At 65.0% G+C, this 18,540-nt stretch carries 16 protein-coding genes and 1 pseudogene; 6 read left to right on the top strand and 11 right to left on the bottom strand.

Annotated features, from left to right (window positions below; translation table 11 throughout):
• Positions 1–66: 66 nt before the first annotated feature.
• The 5 genes and pseudogenes from Q4G14_RS10815 to Q4G14_RS10835 all read right to left on the bottom strand — a co-directional run bounded on the left by Q4G14_RS10815 (position 67) and on the right by Q4G14_RS10835 (position 6,086).
• Positions 67–897: an ABC transporter ATP-binding protein gene (locus Q4G14_RS10815; RefSeq protein ID WP_303361787.1), complete on the bottom strand. Its 831-nt coding sequence runs from the start codon at positions 895–897 to the stop codon at positions 67–69.
• 601 nt (positions 898–1,498) lie between these two features.
• A pseudogene (locus Q4G14_RS10820) lies at positions 1,499–1,684 on the bottom strand (3-oxoacyl-ACP reductase); the annotation flags it as partial.
• A gap of 180 nt (positions 1,685–1,864) precedes the next feature.
• Positions 1,865–3,319 (bottom strand): dihydropyrimidinase, encoded by a 1,455-nt coding sequence (gene hydA, locus Q4G14_RS10825; RefSeq protein WP_303361756.1) that lies wholly within the window; start codon positions 3,317–3,319, stop codon positions 1,865–1,867.
• 65 nt (positions 3,320–3,384) lie between these two features.
• Positions 3,385–4,650, bottom strand: coding sequence for a Zn-dependent hydrolase (locus Q4G14_RS10830; protein WP_303361757.1), 1,266 nt, complete (start codon positions 4,648–4,650; stop codon positions 3,385–3,387).
• A 110-nt stretch (positions 4,651–4,760) separates the two neighbouring features.
• Positions 4,761–6,086, bottom strand: a complete 1,326-nt coding sequence (locus Q4G14_RS10835; RefSeq protein ID WP_303361758.1) for an aspartate aminotransferase family protein — start codon at positions 6,084–6,086, stop codon at positions 4,761–4,763.
• Positions 6,087–6,210: 124 nt separating this feature from the next.
• On the opposite strand from Q4G14_RS10835, the gene Q4G14_RS10840 reads away from it, so the two are divergent.
• Positions 6,211–6,828 (top strand): TetR family transcriptional regulator C-terminal domain-containing protein, encoded by a 618-nt coding sequence (locus tag Q4G14_RS10840; protein ID WP_303361788.1) that lies wholly within the window; start codon positions 6,211–6,213, stop codon positions 6,826–6,828.
• Between the two features lie 146 nt (positions 6,829–6,974).
• Here the strand turns inward: Q4G14_RS10840 and Q4G14_RS10845 are convergent, their stop codons facing one another.
• Together Q4G14_RS10845 and Q4G14_RS10850 are read right to left on the bottom strand one after the other, a co-directional pair.
• Positions 6,975–7,595: a TetR/AcrR family transcriptional regulator gene (locus tag Q4G14_RS10845; RefSeq protein WP_368661357.1), complete on the bottom strand. Its 621-nt coding sequence runs from the start codon at positions 7,593–7,595 to the stop codon at positions 6,975–6,977.
• 220 nt (positions 7,596–7,815) lie between these two features.
• Positions 7,816–8,379, bottom strand: coding sequence for a DUF882 domain-containing protein (locus Q4G14_RS10850; protein WP_303361760.1), 564 nt, complete (start codon positions 8,377–8,379; stop codon positions 7,816–7,818).
• Positions 8,380–8,757: 378 nt separating this feature from the next.
• Between Q4G14_RS10850 and Q4G14_RS10855 the strand changes: the two genes are divergently transcribed.
• From Q4G14_RS10855 to Q4G14_RS10875, 5 genes are all read left to right on the top strand, one after another.
• Entirely contained in the window at positions 8,758–10,326 is a 1,569-nt protein-coding gene (locus tag Q4G14_RS10855; protein ID WP_303361761.1) for a murein L,D-transpeptidase, read from the top strand.
• Between the two features lie 33 nt (positions 10,327–10,359).
• Entirely contained in the window at positions 10,360–11,451 is a 1,092-nt protein-coding gene (locus Q4G14_RS10860; RefSeq protein ID WP_303361762.1) for a UDP-3-O-(3-hydroxymyristoyl)glucosamine N-acyltransferase, read from the top strand.
• A gap of 12 nt (positions 11,452–11,463) precedes the next feature.
• Complete coding sequence (locus Q4G14_RS10865) at positions 11,464–11,730, top strand: acyl carrier protein (RefSeq protein WP_303361763.1); 267 nt, start codon at positions 11,464–11,466, stop codon at positions 11,728–11,730.
• Between the two features lie 29 nt (positions 11,731–11,759).
• Positions 11,760–12,968, top strand: a complete 1,209-nt coding sequence (locus tag Q4G14_RS10870; protein WP_303361764.1) for a beta-ketoacyl synthase — start codon at positions 11,760–11,762, stop codon at positions 12,966–12,968.
• Positions 12,969–13,106: 138 nt separating this feature from the next.
• On the top strand, positions 13,107–14,741 hold the full coding sequence (locus tag Q4G14_RS10875; protein ID WP_303361765.1) for a GMC family oxidoreductase: 1,635 nt from the start codon (positions 13,107–13,109) through the stop codon (positions 14,739–14,741).
• Positions 14,742–14,983: 242 nt separating this feature from the next.
• Here the strand turns inward: Q4G14_RS10875 and Q4G14_RS10880 are convergent, their stop codons facing one another.
• From Q4G14_RS10880 to Q4G14_RS10895, 4 genes are all read right to left on the bottom strand, one after another.
• The gene (locus tag Q4G14_RS10880; protein WP_303361766.1) at positions 14,984–15,826 is read right to left on the bottom strand and encodes a metal ABC transporter permease; all 843 of its coding nucleotides are present in this window, start codon (positions 15,824–15,826) and stop codon (positions 14,984–14,986) included.
• Positions 15,823–16,683, bottom strand: coding sequence for a metal ABC transporter permease (locus Q4G14_RS10885; protein ID WP_303361767.1), 861 nt, complete (start codon positions 16,681–16,683; stop codon positions 15,823–15,825). Before Q4G14_RS10885 ends, Q4G14_RS10880 begins: the two co-directional genes overlap by 4 nt.
• A 67-nt stretch (positions 16,684–16,750) precedes the next feature.
• Positions 16,751–17,599: a manganese/iron ABC transporter ATP-binding protein gene (locus tag Q4G14_RS10890; protein ID WP_303361768.1), complete on the bottom strand. Its 849-nt coding sequence runs from the start codon at positions 17,597–17,599 to the stop codon at positions 16,751–16,753.
• Entirely contained in the window at positions 17,592–18,464 is an 873-nt protein-coding gene (locus Q4G14_RS10895; RefSeq protein ID WP_303361769.1) for a metal ABC transporter substrate-binding protein, read from the bottom strand. Before Q4G14_RS10895 ends, Q4G14_RS10890 begins: the two co-directional genes overlap by 8 nt.
• Positions 18,465–18,540 lie beyond the last annotated feature (76 nt).

The raw sequence follows: 18,540 nt of genomic DNA on the forward strand, positions 1-18,540 counted from the left end.
GGCCCCATCTTTGGTCTGCAAATATCCTCGGGGGTCCGGGGGTGGAAAACCCCCGGCTTGGGCGCGTCAGTCATAGCTATGCCCCTCCCTCAACCCCTCGCGCACCTCATGCGCCAGGGCGATGAACGCGGGCGTGTCGCGAATATCCAAGGGGCGCTCGCGCGGCAGGGTGCTGTCGATCACGCGGGAAATCCGCCCCGGTCGCGGCGACATGACGACGATCTTGGTCGAAAGATACACCGCCTCGGGGATGGAATGGGTGACAAAGCCGATGGTCTTGCCCGTTCGCGCCCACAGCTTCAGCAGTTCTTCGTTCAGCCGGTCGCGCACGATTTCATCCAGCGCGCCAAAGGGTTCGTCCATCAGCAGAATATCGGCATCAAAGGCCAGCGCGCGGGCAATCGAGGCCCGCTGCTGCATACCGCCCGACAATTGCCACGGGTATTTCCCGCCAAAGCCCGCCAGATCGACCAGATCCAGCACGCGCCGGGTCCGCTCGGCCCGGTCCGCGCGGCTGAACCCCATGATCTCCAGCGGCAGCGAGATATTCCCCGCAATCGTCCGCCACGGATAAAGCCCCGGCGCCTGAAACACATAGCCATAGGCGCGCGCGCGCCGCGCCTGATCCGGGGTCATGCCGTTCACGGTCAGACTGCCGCCGGTCGGCGTCTCCAGCGCCGCCATCGTCCGCAGAAACGTCGTCTTGCCGCAGCCCGAAGGCCCGATAAAGCTGACGAAATCGCCCTGATTGATGGTCAGATCGACATCCTTCAGCGCATGAACCGGCCCATCTGCGGTCTGAAAGGTCAGGCTGACGCCACGCGCCTCGATCACCGGGCTGGTGGGGGCCGCAGGTGTCACCGGCGCATCCTCGGCCCAATCGTCAAACCAATTCATCGCTTCACCCTTTGGCCAGATCGGTGCGGGCAAAGGCGCACCGCCCGGCGCGACCTCGCGGATTGTGACGCCCGGCATGACCTGAACCCCGTGCCAGCGCGCAAAGCCGCGCCGAGTCAGGATGCCCAGCAGGGTCAGATCATCGCCGCCGTCCAACTGCACCAGATGCCGGTTCCGCGCCCGGATTGCCGCCGCATATTGCGGCAACAGCGCCGGGCTGGCGCTATGCACCCGGCCCGGATCGGTCAGGGCCGCCCGCTCGGCCTCGGTCAGCGAGGGGATATGCGCTGCGTTGATAAGCCGGTCCAGCGCATGGATGACATCCTCGCCCCCGGCATTGCTGTCAAACTGCTGCGTCAGCCGCGTGGCCGCCAGCGCATCCACCAGCGCAAGCGCCTGATCCTCGTCCAGCGTATCGGGCAGCGGCTGGCCCATCAGGCCCATGCGGCCCAGCAATTCTTCGCGCCGGGCCATAAGGTCGCTGGCGAAACGCAGCCAGATCGGGTCATTGTTCATACTGACCTCGTGATCCCGCCATCGACGCGGATATTCTGCCCGGAGATATGGCCGCCACCCCGCGCCACCATATCCGGGCTGACAGGTGGCGGGCGCTGTTCACCAGCACGTCGATGCGGCCCCAGCGGTCCACCGCACCATCGACCAGACGGGCCAGATCATCGGTGGACTGGTTCGATCCGGTGACGCCAAATCCACCCAGTTCATCCGCCAACGCCTCGCCCTTGCCGGATGAGGACAGCACGCCGACCGCAAACCTATCCGCCGCCATCCGCAAAAGCGCAATTGGCAGCACCGCCCCTGTCAGCAGGAACGCAAGAACGGGCAACAGATCGCCGCGCCCGCTTGCCAATGCCGAAGCGCCGCCTGTCAACGCAGACAAGATCACAGCAGCGCAGAAAATGGCCGCAAAATGCCGGTCGATCCCATGCCGTGCCAGCCAGCCCATCCCTTAGACCCCGCTGGCCGGAATGCCCGACCGCTGCACGGGGCGCGGTGCGCTCAGATCCTTCCACGCCGACAGCGCGCGGTTCACCGCAGGCCGCGCCTCGCGCCCGACAAAGGCGCCATGCCCCTCGCGCGAATCGACCTTGCCCTCGGACACCGCCACCACGCCGCGCGTCAGCGTATAGCGCGGCAGACCCGTGACCTTCTGCCCCTCGAACACGTTGTAATCAATGGCAGATTGCTGCGCACTGGCGCTGATCGTCTTTTCCGCCCTGGGGTCCCAGACCACCAGATCGGCATCCGCGCCGACCAGAACAGCCCCCTTGCGCGGATACATGTTCAGGATTTTCGCGATATTCGTCGAAGTCACCGCCACGAATTCATTCACAGTCAGCCGCCCCGTCCCGACCCCATGCGTCCACAGCATCGGCATCCGGTCCTCAAGGCCGCCGGTGCCGTTCGGGATCCTGGTAAAATCGCCCACGCCGGTGCGTTTCTGCTCGGTCGTAAAGGCGCAATGGTCCGTCGCCACCACCGACAGGCTGCCCGATTGCAGCCCGGCCCACAGGCTGGCCTGATGCGCCTTGTCGCGGAAGGGCGGCGACATGACGCGCCGGGCAGCGTGATCCCAGTCGGGGTTGAAATATTCGCTTTCGTCCAGGGTCAGATGCTGGATCAGCGGCTCGCCCCAGACGCGCTTGCCCGCCTGACGCGCCCGCCGGATCGCCTCGTGGCTGTCCTCGCAACTCACATGCACGACATACAGCGGCACGCCGGCCATATCGGCCACCATGATGGCGCGGTTCGTCGCCTCGCCCTCGACCTGAGGCGGACGGGAATAGGCATGCGCCTCGGGGCCAGAGTTCCCCTCGGCCAGCAACCGCGCCGACAATTCCGCCACCACATCGCCGTTTTCCGCATGAACCATCGCCAGCGCACCCAGATCGCCGCAGCGGCGAAAGCTGGCGAACAATTCGTCGTCATTCACCATCAGGGCACCCTTATAGGCCATGAAATGCTTAAAGCTGGTGATGCCGCGATCCACCACCGCCTGCATTTCATCGAAAACCTGCTGACCCCACCAGGTGATCGCCATGTGATAGGAATAATCGCAATGCGCGCGGGACACCTTATTATCCCACATCTTCAGCGCATCCAGCAGCCCCTGACCGGGCGAGGGCAGGGCAAAATCCACCACCATCGTCGTGCCCCCGGCCAAAGCGGCGCGCGTGCCCGATTCAAAATCATCGGCGGAATAGGTGCCCATAAAGGGCATCTCCAGATGCGTGTGCGGGTCGATGCCGCCGGGCATGATGTAACAGCCGGTCGCGTCCAGAACCCGATCACCCGACAGACCCTCGCCAATCGCGGCAATCCGCCCGCCCTCGATCAGAACATCGGCGTCATACGTCAGATCCGCCGTGACGACCGTGCCGCCCTTGATAACCGTGCTGCTCATCCCTGCCTCCATCTTTGGTCCGATAAATATCCTCGGGGGGTCCGGGGGGCGAAGCGCCCCCGGCTTCAGCGCACGACCTCTGCCGCCTCGATCACCGCATGCAGCAGAACATCCGCGCCAGCCGCCGCCCATGCCGGGGAAATCTCCTCGGCCTCGTTATGCGACAGCCCGTCCACGCAGGGGCACATAATCATCACCGTCGGCGCGATGCGGTTGATCCAGCAGGCGTCGTGGCCGGCACCGGATATGATGTCCATATGCGAATAGCCCAGACGTTCTGCCGCCGCGCGCACGGTGCCGACCAATGCGGGGTCAAACGTCACCGGGTCGAAATGGCCGACCGCCTCGATGCTGATGCCAAGGCCCAGCTCCCCGGCAATCGCCGGGGCCTCGGTCTCCAGCCGGGCGCGCATGGCGTTCAGCTTGGCCAGATCGGGGCTGCGGAAATCGACGGTGAACACCGCGCGGCCGGGGATCACGTTGCGGCTGTTGGGCACCACGTTCATCTGCCCCACGGCGCCCACCGCGCCCGGCTGGTGATCCATGGCGATGCGATGCACCGCCTCGATGATCCGCGCCATGCCAAGGCCCGCATTCACCCGCATGTTCATCGGGGTCGATCCGGTGTGCGCGTCCTTGCCGGTCAGGGTGATTTCCAGCCACCACAGACCCTGACCATGGGTCACGACGCCGATGTCCTTGCCCTCGGCTTCCAGAATTGGCCCCTGTTCGATGTGATATTCGAACATTGCATGGATGGGCCGACCGCCCACATCCTCGGACCCGCGCCAGCCGATGCGGTCCAGCTCGTCCCCGAAACGCTTGCCCTCGGCATCCACGCGGGCGTTGGCGTAATCCTCGGTATGCACGCCCGCGAACACGCCGGATGCCAGCATGGCGGGGGCGAACCGCGCGCCTTCCTCGTTCGTCCAGTTCACCACCACGATGGGGCGGCGGGTGCGGATGCCCAGATCGCGGATCGAGCGCACCACCTCCAGCCCGGCCAGCACGCCCAGAACCCCGTCGAACTTGCCGCCCGTGGGCTGAGTGTCCAGATGGCTGCCGATATACACCGGGTCCAGATCGGGGTCCGCGCCCTCGTGGCGCATGAACATGTTGCCCATGCGGTCAAGGCCCATGACCATGCCCGCATCCTCGCACCATGACTGAAACAGCGCCCGGCCCTGCGCATCGGCGTCGGTCAGGGTCTGGCGGTTGTTGCCGCCCGCCACACCCGGCCCGATCTGGGCCATCTGCATCAGGCTGTCCCACAGCCGTTCGCCGTCAATTTTCAGGTTTGCAGCCGGGGCCACCCCACTGGCGTCGGTCATCTGTCGTCCTTCCTGTCTGGCCGTCCCGTCTTGGCGCGGGTTCGGCGGAATGGGTCGGGGTTATTTCAACTCGACCTCGATAAAGCTCATCGCGGTTGCGGTTGCCTGCGTCATGCGGTGTCCCGCAGCACATCGGCCAGCGTGCCGATCAGCGTGTCGATCTGCGCCTTGTCGATAATCAGCGGCGGAGACATGGCGATGGTGTCGCCGGTGGTGCGGATCATGATGCCTTTCTCGAACGCGCGGATGAAGGCGTCAAAGGCGCGCACGCCCGGCTTGCCCTCGATCGGTTCCAGTTCGACCGCGCCGATCAGGCCCATGTTGCGGATGTCGATGACATGCGGCAGGCCCTTTAGCCCGTGCAGCGCCTGTTCCCAATAGGGGGCCAGTTCGGCACAGCGGTCGAACAACCCTTCCTCGGCATAGGTGTCCAGCGTGGCGATACCGGCGGCGCAGGCGATGGGGTTGCCGGAATAGGTATAGCCGTGGAACAACTCGATCACATGTTCCGGCCCTTGCATAAAGGCGTCGTGGATTTCGGCGGTGGTCATCACCGCACCCATCGGGATGACGCCGTTGGTCAGCCCCTTGGCGCAGGTTATCATGTCGGGCACCACGCCAAAGTGCTGCGCTGCAAAGGCCGAGCCAAGGCGGCCAAAGCCGGTAATGACCTCATCAAAGATCAGCAGGATGCCGTGCTTTTTCGTGATGGCGCGCAACCGCTCCAGATAGCCCTTGGGCGGCATCAGGACACCGGTGGACCCGGCCATCGGTTCCACGATCACGGCTGCGATGGTTTCGGCGCCGTGCAGCGCGACGATGCGTTCCAGATCGTCGGCAAGGTTCGCGCCATGTTCGGGCTGGCCGCGGGTAAAGGCGTTTTCGGGCAGATGCGTATGCGGCAGGTGATCGACGCCGTTCAGCAGGCTGCCGAAAAAGCGGCGGTTGTTCACGATCCCGCCCACCGAAATGCCGCCAAAGCCGACACCGTGATAGCCGCGCTCGCGCCCGATCAGCCGGGTGCGGGCGGCATCGCCGCGCGCGCGGTGATAGGCCAGCGCGATTTTCAGCGCCGTGTCCACCGCCTCGGAACCCGAGTTGGTAAAGAACACATGCTCCATCCCTTCGGGCGCGATGCCGATCAGGCGGTTGGCCAGTTCAAAGGCCAGCGGATGGCCCATCTGGAACGCCGGGGCGTAATCCAGTTCCTCGGCCTGCTGCTGAATGGCAGAGGTGATGCGCGGGCGGCAATGCCCTGCGTTGCAGCACCACAGCCCGGCGGTGCCATCCAGCACCTGCCGCCCGTCGGCGCTGGTATAGTGCATGTCTTTGGATGCCACCAGCATCCGGGGCGCGGATTTGAATTGCCGGTTCGCGGTGAAGGGCATCCAGAAGGCGCGCAGGTCGTTCGGGGCGGGTTTACGGTCCAGGGCCATCGGGCTGACTCCATTCGGTGTTTGACCAGACGGTCAGGATCAGGCTAGCACGGCTTAACAGTCAGTCAAGCGGCTTGGGTCTGTGACCGGCGCGGGATTTCGGGGGGTGAGAGGCATGACAGCCATGACGGATCAGGACCGGCCCAGACTGACGCGCATCCAGCAAAAGAACCGCGATCTGATCCTGCGCGGCGCGTTAGAGGCGTTTTCCGCCCATGGTTTCCGCGGCGCGACCATCGACCAGATCGCCGAAAGCGCGGGCCTGTCGAAACCCAATGTGCTGTATTATTTTTCATCAAAGGATGAAATCTATCGCAGTTTGCTGACGACGCTGCTGGATACATGGCTGGCACCGCTGCGCAGCCTGAACCCTTTGGGCGACCCGCTGACCGAGGTGCTGGCCTATGTCCGGGCCAAGCTGGACCTGTCGCGCGATTATCCCCGCGAAAGCCGCCTGTTCGCCAATGAAATCCTGCAAGGTGCCCCGCATCTGACCGAACTGCTGGGCGGCGAATTGCGGGAACTGGTGGATGATGCGGTGGCCACCCTTTCGGGCTGGATCGAACAGGGGCGTCTGGCGCCGGTCGATCCGCATCACCTGATCTTTTCCATCTGGGCGCTGACCCAGCACTATGCCGATTTCGAAGTGCAGGTCCGCGCCGTCCTTGGCCCCGGCCATGATCCCTATGCCGAGGCGGGGCCGTTTCTGGACAATCTGTATCGCCAGATGCTGACGGTCTGACGATCAAGGGGGGCTGTATGCGCTGCACGAATCGCTGATCCGCGCGCGGTAACAGAGCATGGCCGACGACCTTTTACCGTCTGCCCTCGAACCGCGTGATCGAGCTGGGCCAGCAGATCAACATCTGATCGCTGGCCCGCAGGGCGTCAGTCGGGCTTGCGGTTCAGCATCCCGACGGCGGGGCCGATCTTTTCCAGATAGACCAGCCCGGTCGCGATGATGTTGTCCTGCCGCCCTTCGGCCCAATCGACCAGCGCGCGCCCGGTGGCGGCGGTGATGGCCGAGGACAGGATCGCCACCAGAACCGGGTCGGCGCGCGGCACGCGGCGGAACAGCAGCGTGGCCATTTCGGCGCGGCGCAGGTTCTGGGTGTTCTGATACATCGCCGCCAGCTTGGCGTCAGTTTCGGCAAGGCGCAGCACGGCGGCCAGTTGGTCGCGTTCTTCGGCAAAGCGGCCAAGGTGACGCTCCATCAGCTTGTGCAGGTCGTCGATCAGGCGGCCGCGCCCCTCGACGAACTGTTCGGCGGCGTCGGCGGGGTAATCGGGCGGCGGTCCCATCAGCGCCGCTTCCTTGAAGGGGTAATAGTTGAAGAAGGTCCGTGTGCTGATGCCCGCCTCGCGCGCGATGGCTTCGGCGGTCAAACCGGCCATCCCATCGCGGCTGGCAAGCCGCATCGCTGCTGCCTGAATCTTGCGCGCCGTTTTTAATTTTCGGCCTTGTGCGGGGGTCATTTGCGATAAACCTATGAAATGCTGTGCTTTCATTTTCAAAATTGCCGCTGTTCGGTTGCTTGACAATAGAAAATTAGCAGTCACCCCAATGAATCATGGTTAATAAGTATGATATGCACACGGCAATATGTCCTGAAACCGGTAAGCTTGCCGGGACTGCAATCTGTGGATGCGGCAAATTGTCCTTCATTCAAAAAAACAGCCCGTCGCGCGCTGCGGACGGGCCTGTTTGTCTGGACTGATTCTATGGGGGTTACGAACCCCACTGACGAACTTGCCCGCAATCCATGTGAACAAAGTTCGAGCGGCTGTATTTGCCCACGCCACCGGCGCGGCAGGCGACCGCCGCCTGATACATCTGGTTGACCGAGCGCGACTTCAGCCGCATGTCAGCCGCCTTGCCGACCAGATGCAGCGAGTTGCGGGCGACCCCGCCGCCCATCGTGCGGCGCAGCATGTTGTTGGTCTGCGGCGAGCGATAGCCCGACAGCATCATATAGGGTTCGTTCGTCTGCATCAGCCGCGCCGAGGCCGAGGCGATGTCGATGGTGCGGGGGTCGATGCCGATGGCCTGCCCGGTGCGCCAGTCGCGCATGAAGATGTTGATCTCGTTCAGGGCTTCGCGGATGTATTTGCCGTCAACCCAATAGACGACATCGACGCTTTCGCCGGTCCGGCCGGAATACATCTTGATGCGGCGCATGTCGCCCGCGCCCCGCAGAAAGCCAAAGGCGTTCGCCATCACGGGCGCTGCGGCAACAGACGTCGCGGCGAAAACGCCCAGAAGGTTGCGGCGGTTCAGAGGATTGATGGTCATGTCGGATCGCCTGTCCTGCTTGGTTTGATCATGCCACATGTGAGCGGCGATTCCCCGGTTAGCCGGGATTGGTTAAGAATGTGTCAAATTTTCGTCCCTGTGGAAACCATCCAGTTCCCGATGCGGCGCAACCCCGCCAATTTGGGCGGAATCTCGCCGATCAACTGGCGGTTGTTAATCATTTCTTTACCCGTTCTTGAGCGATGACAGGGGATGTGGCCGGGCGGTAACGCCCCCTTGACTTTTTCACGGTATCAGTGTGGACGCGACGCCGCAGTTGATGGCACAAGTGCGAATCACACCTTTGTCGGAGCAGTCATGAGTTTTGTCGTTTCAGGCGCTTGCCGATGGATTCGGGTTGCCGCACTGGGTGCTGCGGTGGCCTGGGCCGCCCCGGTCGCGGCGCAGATGCCGCAGGTTCTGATGACCGGCGCGCAGGCCGCCCCCCGGCTGGATTTCACCCCCGACGAAATGGCGCTGGCAACCGCTGTGGCGGGTAATGCCGACCTTGCTGCTTATTATGGCAGCAATGGCCTGCGCCCGATGTTCTCGGGGCCGCAAGGTGCTGCGCGAGCCGACGCATTGCGCGCTGCGGTTGCGGCGATGCCCGATCATGGGTTGCCGCTGGCGCGCTATCGCGCCGATGCGCTGGCCGCCACTGATCCGGCCACCCCGGCGGGCGAGGTGCTGCACGCGCGCATTCTGGCGCGGGTGATTTCCGATCTGACCGGGGGCATGGTGCGCCCGCAATCCGCCGACCCGCAGATTCACCGTCAGGTCTCGCGCCGGGCGGTGGCCGATAACCTGCGCGATTTCGCCGCCAGCCCCGATCCCGCCCGCTTTCTGTCCGGGCTGGGGCCGCAAGACCGCCGCTATCGCGTCTTGCAGGATGCGCTGGCGCAGCGCGCGCGGCTGATCGCCCCGGCCGGCGCCCCCGCTGCGCCCGAAGGGCTGTGGCGCGATGGTGCCCGCGATCCGCGTCTGGCCGATCTGCGGCTGCGGCTGGCCTCGATCGGGTTCGATGCTGGCCCGGCGGCCGATCCGGCGCTGTATGATGACGCCTTGGCGCAGGCGGTGCTGGCCTATCAGCAGGCCGCCGGTCTGCCCGCCGACGGGGTGGCCGGGCCGCGCACCATTCAGCGCCTGAATGCCGGGGCCGACCGCCAGACCCGCGCCATTCTGATCGCGCTGGAACGGTTCCGCTGGATGGGCGACCACGATCTGAATGCGCGCCATGTCTGGGTGAACATCCCCGATTATATGGTGCGCGTGTTCGAGGGCGGGCAGGAAATCTTTCAGACCCGCGGCGTCATCGGCAAGACCAGCGACGACATGCAGACGCCGGAATTTTCGGACGAGATGGAATATGTCGTCGTGAACCCCAGCTGGAACGTGCCGCCGGGGATGTTCGCGCGCGACTATTTCCCGCGCCTGCAACAGAACCGCAACGCCTTTGCGCATCTGGATGTGGTGGATCGCCGGGGCCGTGTGGTGCCGCGCGACCAGATCGACTTTGGCCGCTATACCGCGCGCAGCTTTCCCTATCGGTTGCGGCAGAAACCCAGCGATGACAACGCCTTGGGCATCGTCAAATTCATCTTTCCGAACCAGTGGAACATCTATCTGCACGACACGCCCTCCAAGGGGCTGTTCGGCGAATCTGCCCGCGCCTTTTCCAACGGCTGTGTGCGCGTGCGCGACCCGCTGGACTTTGCGCATCTGCTGTTGTCGCAGCAAACCGACAATCCGCAGCGCATGTTCCAGCGCGCGCGTGACAGCGGGCGGGAAACCTATCTGAAGCTGACGCCCTTCGTGCCGGTGCATCTGGTCTATTTCACCGCCTTCCCTGACGACAGCGGGCAGATGCGGTTCTATAATGATGTCTATGGGCGCGATGCCACCGTCTGGCAGGCGATGACCAAGGCCGGGCTGGAACCTGACGCCTGAACCGGCTACCACTGGCCCGAAAGGGTAAAGCCGATGACCAGAACCGTTACCGTTCAAGAACTGGCCCGCGCATTGGACGCGCGGGCATGGGGCGACCTGTCGCTGACCGTCACCGGCGCGGCCGAGCCGGGGGCGGCGCAGGCCGATCAGATCGCGCTGGCCATGGCGCCGAAATATGCCGCGACGCTGAAACCGGGCGCCATCGCCATTCTGGCCGAGGGGATGGACCCCGCCGAATACGGCCTTGCCGCCGCCATTTTTGCGCCGCGTCCCCGGCTGGTCATGGCTGGCCTGACCCGCGCCTTTGACCCCGGCCCCGGCATTGCACCCGGCATCCACCCCTCGGCCGTGATCGACCCCGGCGCGCAACTGGGCGAAGGCGCGGCGGTCGGCCCTCTGGCTGTCATTGGTCCGGGCGCGCAGATCGGCCCGCGCGCGCGCATCGCCGCCCATGCCAGCATCGGCGCGGGGGCGCGGATCGGGGCGGACGCGCTGATCCTTGACGGCGCGCGCATCTGCCACGGCGTCGTGGCGGGCGACCGGCTGATCGTGCAGCCCGGCGCAGTGATCGGCGGCGACGGCTTTTCCTTCGTCACCCCCGAGGAATCCGGGGTCGAGGAAATGCGCCGCACCCTGGGCGAGCGTGACCAGATCCGCCAGCAGAAATGGCACCGCATCCACAGCCTTGGCGGGGTCGAGCTGGGCGACGATGTGGAAATCGGCGCGAACTCGACCATCGACCGCGGCACGATCCGGGCCACGCAGATCGGATCGGGCACCAAGGTGGACAGTCAGGTTCAGATTGGCCACAACGTCGTCATCGGGCAGGATTGCCTGCTGTGCGGGCTGGTCGGCGTGGCCGGATCGTCGCGCATCGGCGACCGGGTGGTGCTGGCGGGGCAGGTCGGCGTTTCCGACAATATCGAAATCGGCGATGATGTGATCGCGGGCGGGGCGACCAAGATCTTTACCCGCGTGCCCGCCGGCCGTGTCATTCTGGGGAACCCGGCGGTCAAGATGGAAACCCAGATGGAAATCCAGAAATCCATGCGCCGCCTGCCACGGATCGCCGCGACCGTAGCCGAGCTTCAGAAAATCGTTACAAAATTGATGGACAAGGGCTGACCGGAGGCCAACATGACTCAAGACGTGAAAACCCGAATCCGCGAAATCATTGCCGAACAGGCGATGCTGGAACCCGATCAGATCACCGATCAGGCCACGCCCGAAGAACTGGGCATCGACAGCCTCGGGCTGGTCGAATCCATCTTCGCGATCGAGGAAGAGTTCGACATCTCGATCCCCTTCAACGCCAATGAACCGGAACAATCCGATTTCGACATTTCCTCGATGGGCGCGATCATCCTGGCCGTGGAACGCCTGATCGCAGAAAAAACCGCATGAGCGCGGGGGCCTTGGTCACGACAGGCGGGTTGCGCCGCGTTGTTATCACCGGCGCGGGCACGGTCAACGCACTGGCCCGCGACGTGCCCGGCACGTTCGAGGCGCTGCGCGAAGGGCGCTGCGGCATCAGCCGCCTGAATTTCCGCGATGTGGACCGGCTGTCGGTGCAGATCGGCGGGCAGGTGCATGACTGGCAGCCGGAAACCTATTTCAACCGGCAGCAGATCGTTCTGTATGACAAGTTTTCCCAGTTCACGCTGCTGGCGGCCAAACAGGCCGTCGCGCAGTCGGGCCTGTCTTTCGATGGCGAGTTGGGCGCCCATTCCGGCGTGGTTCTGGGAACCGCCGCGGGTGGCGTGAACACATGGGATGACAACTACCGCACCGTCTACGAAGAGGGTAAAAACCGTGTTCACCCCTTTGTCATCCCGCGCCTGATGAACAACGCGGCGGCCAGCCTGCTGTCGATGGAATTCGGCCTGCTGGGACCGTCCTTTTCGGTCGCCACGGCCTGCGCCAGCTCCAACCACGCCATGGGGATGGCGTTCCAGATGGTCCGTTCCGGCGCGGTGCGCGCCGCACTGACCGGCGGCTCCGAGGCGATGCTGTGCTTCGGCGGCGTCAAGGCGTGGGAAGGGCTGCGCGTCATGTCCAAAGACGCCTGCCGCCCGTTCAGCGCCAACCGCAACGGCATGGTGCAGGGCGAAGGGGCTGGGGTCTTTGTGTTCGAAGATTATGAACACGCCCGCGCCCGTGGAGCCGACATTCTTGCCGAGGTGGTGGGCTTTGCCATGTCCTCTGATGCGCAGGACATCGTGATGCCCTCGGCCCAGGGGGCGGAACGCGCCATCACCGGCGCGATGCGCGATGCCGGCATGAACCCCGAGGCGTTCGGCTATATCAACGCGCATGGCACCGGCACCGCCGCCAATGACAAAACGGAATGCGCCGCCGTTGCCCATGCCTTCGGCCATCACGCCGATGCGCTGATGATATCCTCGACCAAATCCATGCACGGCCACCTGATCGGCGGCACCGGCGCTGTCGAACTGCTGGCCTGTATCATGGCGCTGCGCGACGGGATCATCGCACCGACGATCAATTACGAGGAACCCGACCCGGAATGCGCGCTAGACGTGGTGCCCAATCAGGCGCGCGAGGCGCGGGTGGATGCCGTTCTGTCCAATGCCTTTGCCTTTGGCGGGCTGAACGCCGTGATTGCGCTGCGCCGGATCTGATTGCCTCTGCCGCGCCCCAAGATGCGTATTTAAGCAAACAGGAAGCCGCTTCCTGTTTGTCCAAATACGCAACTTTGGGCCGGGCGGGGACGCAGGACCGGGCTTGCTTCGGCGCGCGGGCCTCGTCATAGTTTTGGCATGGAACAGTTTCATGATTTCGGTGAATGGGATGCCATCGTGGTCGGCGCGGGCAGCGCCGGTTGTGTGTTGGCCAATCGTCTGTCTGCCGATCCGCGCCTGCGGGTTTTGCTGATCGAGGCAGGTGGGTCGGACAACCGTTTCTGGGTGCATGTGCCGGTCGGCTATCTTTATGCGATGGGCAATCCCGCGCTGGACTGGTGTTACAAGACGCGGGCCGAGCCGGGGTTGAACGGGCGGGCGCTGAACTATCCGCGTGGCAAGGTGCTGGGCGGCTGTTCCTCGATCAACGGCATGATCTATATGCGCGGGCAGGCGGCCGATTATGACGGTTGGCGGCAGGCGGGCAATCCGGGCTGGGGCTGGGACGATGTGTTGCCGCTGTTTCGCCGGTCGGAACGGCACTATGCCGCCGCTGACGAATCCCACGGGGTCGAGGGCGAATTGAGGGTTGAACAGCAGCGCCTGAACTGGCCGATCCTTGATGCGGTGGCACGGGCCGCGCACGAATTGGGCATCCCCACCGCCAGCGATTTCAACGGTGGCGATAATGAAGGCGTCGGTTATTTCCCTGTGACCCAGCGGCGTGGCTTGCGCTGGAATGCACGCAAGGCGTTTCTGAACCCGGCCCGCGACCGCGACAATCTGCGCATCGAAACCCATGCGCAGGTGCGCCGTGTCGTGCTGGAGGGGCGCCGCGCCGTGGCGGTCGAGTTTGTGCAGGGCGGCATCCGGCGCATGGCGCGGTTGCGGTCTGGCGGGGAAATCGTGCTGGCGGCGGGGGCGATCAACTCGCCCGCGTTGCTGGAATATTCCGGCATTGGCCAGCCCGAGCGGTTGTCGGCCCTTGGCATTCAGCCCCTGCACGATTTGCCCGGCGTGGGCGAGAATTTGCAGGACCATCTGCAATTGCGCACGGTCTTTCGCATCACCGGCGCACGGACGCTGAACGACCGTTCCGCCAGCCTGTGGGGCAAGGCCGGGATCGCGCTGGACTATGCCCTGCGGCGGCGCGGGCCGATGTCGATGGCGCCTTCGCAACTGGGCATCTTTACCCGCTCGTCTGATCGGTTCGAGACGGCGAATATCGAATATCACGTCCAGCCGCTGTCGCTGGACAAGTTCGGAGAGCCTCTGCACCGCTGGCCTGCGCTGACGGTTTCGGTCTGCAACCTGCGCCCGGAAAGCCGGGGTTACAGCCATATCACCAGCGCCGACCCTGCGCTTCAGCCGGAAATCGCGCCGAATTACCTGTCTGCCCCTGCCGACCGAGAGGTGGCCGCCGACAGTATCCGCCACGCCCGGCGGCTGATGGCGACGCAGGTGATGGCCCCTTATGCGCCGCAGGAAACCTTGCCCGGCGCGCAGATCACCTCGCAGGCTGATCTGGAGCGTGCGGCGGGCGATGTCGGCACGACGATCTTTCACCCGGTCGGCACCACCGCCATGGGCAGCGGGCCGATGGCCGTGGTGGATGCGCGGTTACGGGTGCATGGCATCGACGGTCTGCGGGTGGCGGATTGCGGGATCATGCCCTCGATCGTGTCGGGCAACACCCATGCGCCCGCGGTGATGATCGGGGAAAAATGCGCGCTGATGATGGCCGAGGACCGTCAGGCCGCGATCAGCGCATAGGCGGCCCCGGCCGTTGTCTTGCATGGGGATCCGCCAGCAGGCCAGGCGCCGAGGCGGTGTTCTGCTGCCCTCGGGTCATGGTCTCAAAGCGCCGGTGCGGCGGGTGTGGCGGGATTGCAAAGATTACCGCCCGCAGCACCGTGCCGAAACAGGGGCGGATCACCCGGACAAGGGCCAGCGCAGTTATGGGGTGAATGGTTTCCCTTTCGTTGGCGGGGGGCCGTTATCGCAGGGCGGTGGCGCTATGGCTCTTGGGGCGACAGGGCGGCCCGGCGGATTTGCCATTGCCGCCGGGCAAAGGCGGCGATGAACATGGCGGTCAGCGCCAGCACGATGGTCGGGGCCGGGGCGCTGTCCAGCCAAAAGCTGGCCCAGACCCCGGCAAGGGCGGCCAGTGCCGCCGCCGTGCTGGCCACCGCCAGCATCACGGACAGGCGGCGGGTGGTCAGAAAGGCGATGGCCCCCGGCGCGATCAGCAGCGCCACCGACAGGATGATCCCCACCGCCGACAGCATCGCCACCACGCTGGCGGAAATCATCGCCAGCAGCCCGTAATGCAGCAGCCGCACCGGCAGCCCCGCGACCCGCGCCTGCACCGGATCAAAGGACCACAGCGCCAGATCGCGCCATTTCAGCACGATGGCGGCGGTGATGGCCGCGCCGATGGTTCCTGCGGTCAGAAAGTCTCCCGGCCCGACCCCAAGGATATTGCCGAACAGGATGTGATCCAGATGCATATCCGACGGGGTGGCGACATGGATCACCAGCCCCAGCCCGAACATGCCCGACATCACCACCCCCAGCACCGTGTCGGATTTGACGCGCGAGTTTTCCTCGATCCAGCCGGACAGGGCGGCGCAGGTGGCACCAGCGGCAAAGGCGCCGATCAGCAGCGGCAGGCCGGTGATATAGGCCAGCACGATGCCGGGCAGCACCGCATGGCTGATGGCGTCGCCCATCAGGCTCCAGCCGCGCAGGATCATGAAGCATGACAGCAGCGCGGCGGGGATGGCGACGATCAGCGCCATCAGCGCGGCGTTCTGCATGAAGGGATAGGCAAAGGGCAGGGTCAGCGCATCCATCATGGGGCGGACCTGCGGGCGGCGGCGGTGCGGCGGCGGGTGGCCAGCAGGCCATGGGTGGGCGCGCCGACAAAGGCCAGAGCAAAGACCAGCGTTTGCAGCACGACGATCACGCCTCCGGTTGCGCCGTCCAGAAAGAACGACAGATAGGCCCCCATGGCTGACGTAACCGCCCCGATGGTAACGGCCAGCACGATCAGCCGGGGAAAGCGGTCGGTCAGCAGATAGGCGGTCGCCCCCGGCGTGACCACCAGCGCGACGACCAGAAACGCCCCCACCGTCTGCATGGCGGCGACGGTGCAGGCCGCCAGCAGGGCAAAGAACAGCACCTTCAGCCGCGCCGGGTTCAGCCCCACGGTGCGGGCATGGGTTTCGTCAAAGAACACCGCCATCAGGTCGCGCCATTTCAGCGTCAGGATCAGCAGCGAGATGGTGCCGATCAGCACCAGTTGCAGCGTGTCGCCGGGGCCGATGGCCAGAATATTGCCCATGGTGATCTGCTGGATGCTGACCGCCATCGGGTCGAGCGAGATCATGAACAGCCCCAGCCCGAAAAAGGCGGTGAAGATCAGTCCGATGATCGCGTCTTCGCGCAGGCCGGTGCGGCTGTTCAGAAACAGCATGGTCATTGCCGCCAGCCCGCCGGACAAAAAGGCTCCAATCGCGAAGGGCAGGCCCAGCATATAGGCTCCGGCGACGCCCGGCACGATGGAATGGGACAGCGCATCGCCGATCAGCGACCAGCCTTTCAGCATCAGATAGGCCGACAGAAAGCCGCAGACCGCGCCGACCAGGGCCGAGACCCAGATCGCTTCGGCCATATAGCCATAGCGGAACGGGATGAGCAGGGTTTCCATCATGTGCCGCCGCAAGTGGGGGTTTTGCACCCCCACACCCCCGCAGGATATTTCCAGACCAAAGATGCCATCACTCGCGCCCTGTGGTCTGGTGTTGGTCGTCGTAGAAGATCAGCGGGCGTTCGTCGTCGCTGAGGACCGTGACGGCGCGGGTGTCGGCGTCGTCGTGCAGGTCGGCGCCGGCGAGGGTGAAGTGGCGCAGCACGCCGCCAAATGTCTTGCGCAGGTTGTCGGGGGTGAAGGTCGTGGCGGTCGGGCCATATGCCAGCACCGTGCCGCGCACCAGCACCACCCGGTCGCAGAATTCCGGCACCGAACCCAGATCGTGGGTCGAGACCAGCATCACCCGGCCTTCGTTGCGCAAGGCGCGCAGCAGGGTGATGATGGTTTCCTCGGTCTGGACATCGACGCCGGTGAAGGGTTCGTCCAGCAGGATCACGCGGGCATCCTGTGCCAGTGCGCGGGCCAGAAAGACCCGCTTTTTCTGGCCGCCCGACAGCTCGCCGATCTGGCGGCTGGCGTAATCCTGCATGTTCACGCGGGTCAGGGCGGCTGTGGCGGCGGCGTGGTCGGCGGCGCGCGGGCGGCGCAGCCAGCCCATATGGCCATAGCGGCCCATCATCACCACGTCGCGCACCAGAACCGGAAAGGTCCAGTCCACGTCCTCGGACTGGGGGACATAGGCGATCAGGTTCTGTTTCAGCGCCTGCGCCACCGGCAGGCCCATGATCTGCATCTGCCCCGAGGCGCCGGGGATCAGCCCCATCAGTGCCTTGAACAGGGTGGATTTTCCCGCTCCGTTCATGCCGACCAGTGCCGTGACCGAGCCTTGCGGCACGTCGAAGCTGGCATCGCGCAAGGCTGTATGGCCGTTGCGATAGGTGACGGTCAGGCCGGTGACGCCGATGCCCTCAGCCATGGGACAGTCCTTTCAGGATGGTGGTGTGGGTGATGGTCAGCAGGTCCAGGTAGGTCGGCACCGGGCCGTCGGCCCCGGACAGGCTGTCCACATACAGCACGCCGCCATAGCCTGCCCCGGTTTCTGCCGCGATCCGCCGTGCCGGGCGGTCGGATACGGTGGATTCGGAAAAGATCACCCCGATCTGCCGGGCGCGCATCGTATCGACGACATGGCGCACCTGTTGCGGCGTGCCCTGAGCGTCGGCGTTGATCGGCCACAGATACAGTTCGTTCAGGTGGCAGTCGCGGGCGAGATAGGAAAACGCCCCCTCGGATGTGACCAGCCAGCGGCGGTCGGCGGGCAGGGCGCGCAGGGCGTCGCGCAGGGGGGCGATGGTGGCGGTGATCCGGGCGGCGTAGTCGCGGGCATTCGCCTGATAGGTGGCGGCATTCGCGGGATCGGCGGCGCTGAGCGCGGCGGTGATGTTGCGCACATAGATCAGCGCGGAATCCAGCGCCATCCATGCGTGGGGGTTGGGCACGCCGGGGGCCACCTCGATCGGGGTGATGCCGGTGCTGACGACTGCGGCGGGCACATCGGACAGGTTGCGCAGAAACTGCGTGAACCACAGTTCCAGATTCAGGCCGTTGTGCAGCACCAGCCCCGCGCCTTGCGCCTGCACCAGATCGCGCGGCGTGGGTTCGTATCCGTGGATTTCGGCCCCCGGCCGGGTGATGCTGACCACATCGGCCAGCCCGCCCGCCACGTTGCGGGCCATATCGGCCAGCACGGTAAAGGTTGTCGCCACCTTGAGCCGCCCCTGTGCCAGCGCGGGGGTGGCAAGGGTGCTGGCAAGCAGGGCGAGGGCATGACGGCGGTTCATGCCTCATCTTTCTGCGAATGGATCGCAACTGTCAAGAGGTTGAGAACCACTTGCAACTGATTGCGGGAATTGCCAT

Source organism: Paracoccus sp. (in: a-proteobacteria) (genome assembly GCF_030538755.1).
GTDB lineage: Bacteria > Pseudomonadota > Alphaproteobacteria > Rhodobacterales > Rhodobacteraceae > Paracoccus.

Excerpts from the sequence above, each read along its gene's own strand:
- Q4G14_RS10815 (WP_303361787.1), bottom strand. The coding sequence starts at position 897 with ATGAATTGGTTTGACGATTGGGCCGAGGATGCGCCGGTGACACCTGCG.
- hydA (WP_303361756.1), bottom strand. The coding sequence starts at position 3,319 with ATGAGCAGCACGGTTATCAAGGGCGGCACGGTCGTCACGGCGGATCTG.
- Q4G14_RS10830 (WP_303361757.1), bottom strand. The coding sequence starts at position 4,650 with ATGACCGACGCCAGTGGGGTGGCCCCGGCTGCAAACCTGAAAATTGAC.
- Q4G14_RS10835 (WP_303361758.1), bottom strand. The coding sequence starts at position 6,086 with ATGGCCCTGGACCGTAAACCCGCCCCGAACGACCTGCGCGCCTTCTGG.
- Q4G14_RS10840 (WP_303361788.1), top strand. The coding sequence starts at position 6,211 with ATGACGGATCAGGACCGGCCCAGACTGACGCGCATCCAGCAAAAGAAC.
- Q4G14_RS10845 (WP_368661357.1), bottom strand. The coding sequence starts at position 7,595 with ATGAAAGCACAGCATTTCATAGGTTTATCGCAAATGACCCCCGCACAA.
- Q4G14_RS10850 (WP_303361760.1), bottom strand. The coding sequence starts at position 8,379 with ATGACCATCAATCCTCTGAACCGCCGCAACCTTCTGGGCGTTTTCGCC.
- Q4G14_RS10860 (WP_303361762.1), top strand. The coding sequence starts at position 10,360 with ATGACCAGAACCGTTACCGTTCAAGAACTGGCCCGCGCATTGGACGCG.
- Q4G14_RS10865 (WP_303361763.1), top strand. The coding sequence starts at position 11,464 with ATGACTCAAGACGTGAAAACCCGAATCCGCGAAATCATTGCCGAACAG.
- Q4G14_RS10875 (WP_303361765.1), top strand. The coding sequence starts at position 13,107 with ATGGAACAGTTTCATGATTTCGGTGAATGGGATGCCATCGTGGTCGGC.
- Q4G14_RS10880 (WP_303361766.1), bottom strand. The coding sequence starts at position 15,826 with ATGATGGATGCGCTGACCCTGCCCTTTGCCTATCCCTTCATGCAGAAC.
- Q4G14_RS10885 (WP_303361767.1), bottom strand. The coding sequence starts at position 16,683 with ATGATGGAAACCCTGCTCATCCCGTTCCGCTATGGCTATATGGCCGAA.
- Q4G14_RS10890 (WP_303361768.1), bottom strand. The coding sequence starts at position 17,599 with ATGGCTGAGGGCATCGGCGTCACCGGCCTGACCGTCACCTATCGCAAC.
- Q4G14_RS10895 (WP_303361769.1), bottom strand. The coding sequence starts at position 18,464 with ATGAACCGCCGTCATGCCCTCGCCCTGCTTGCCAGCACCCTTGCCACC.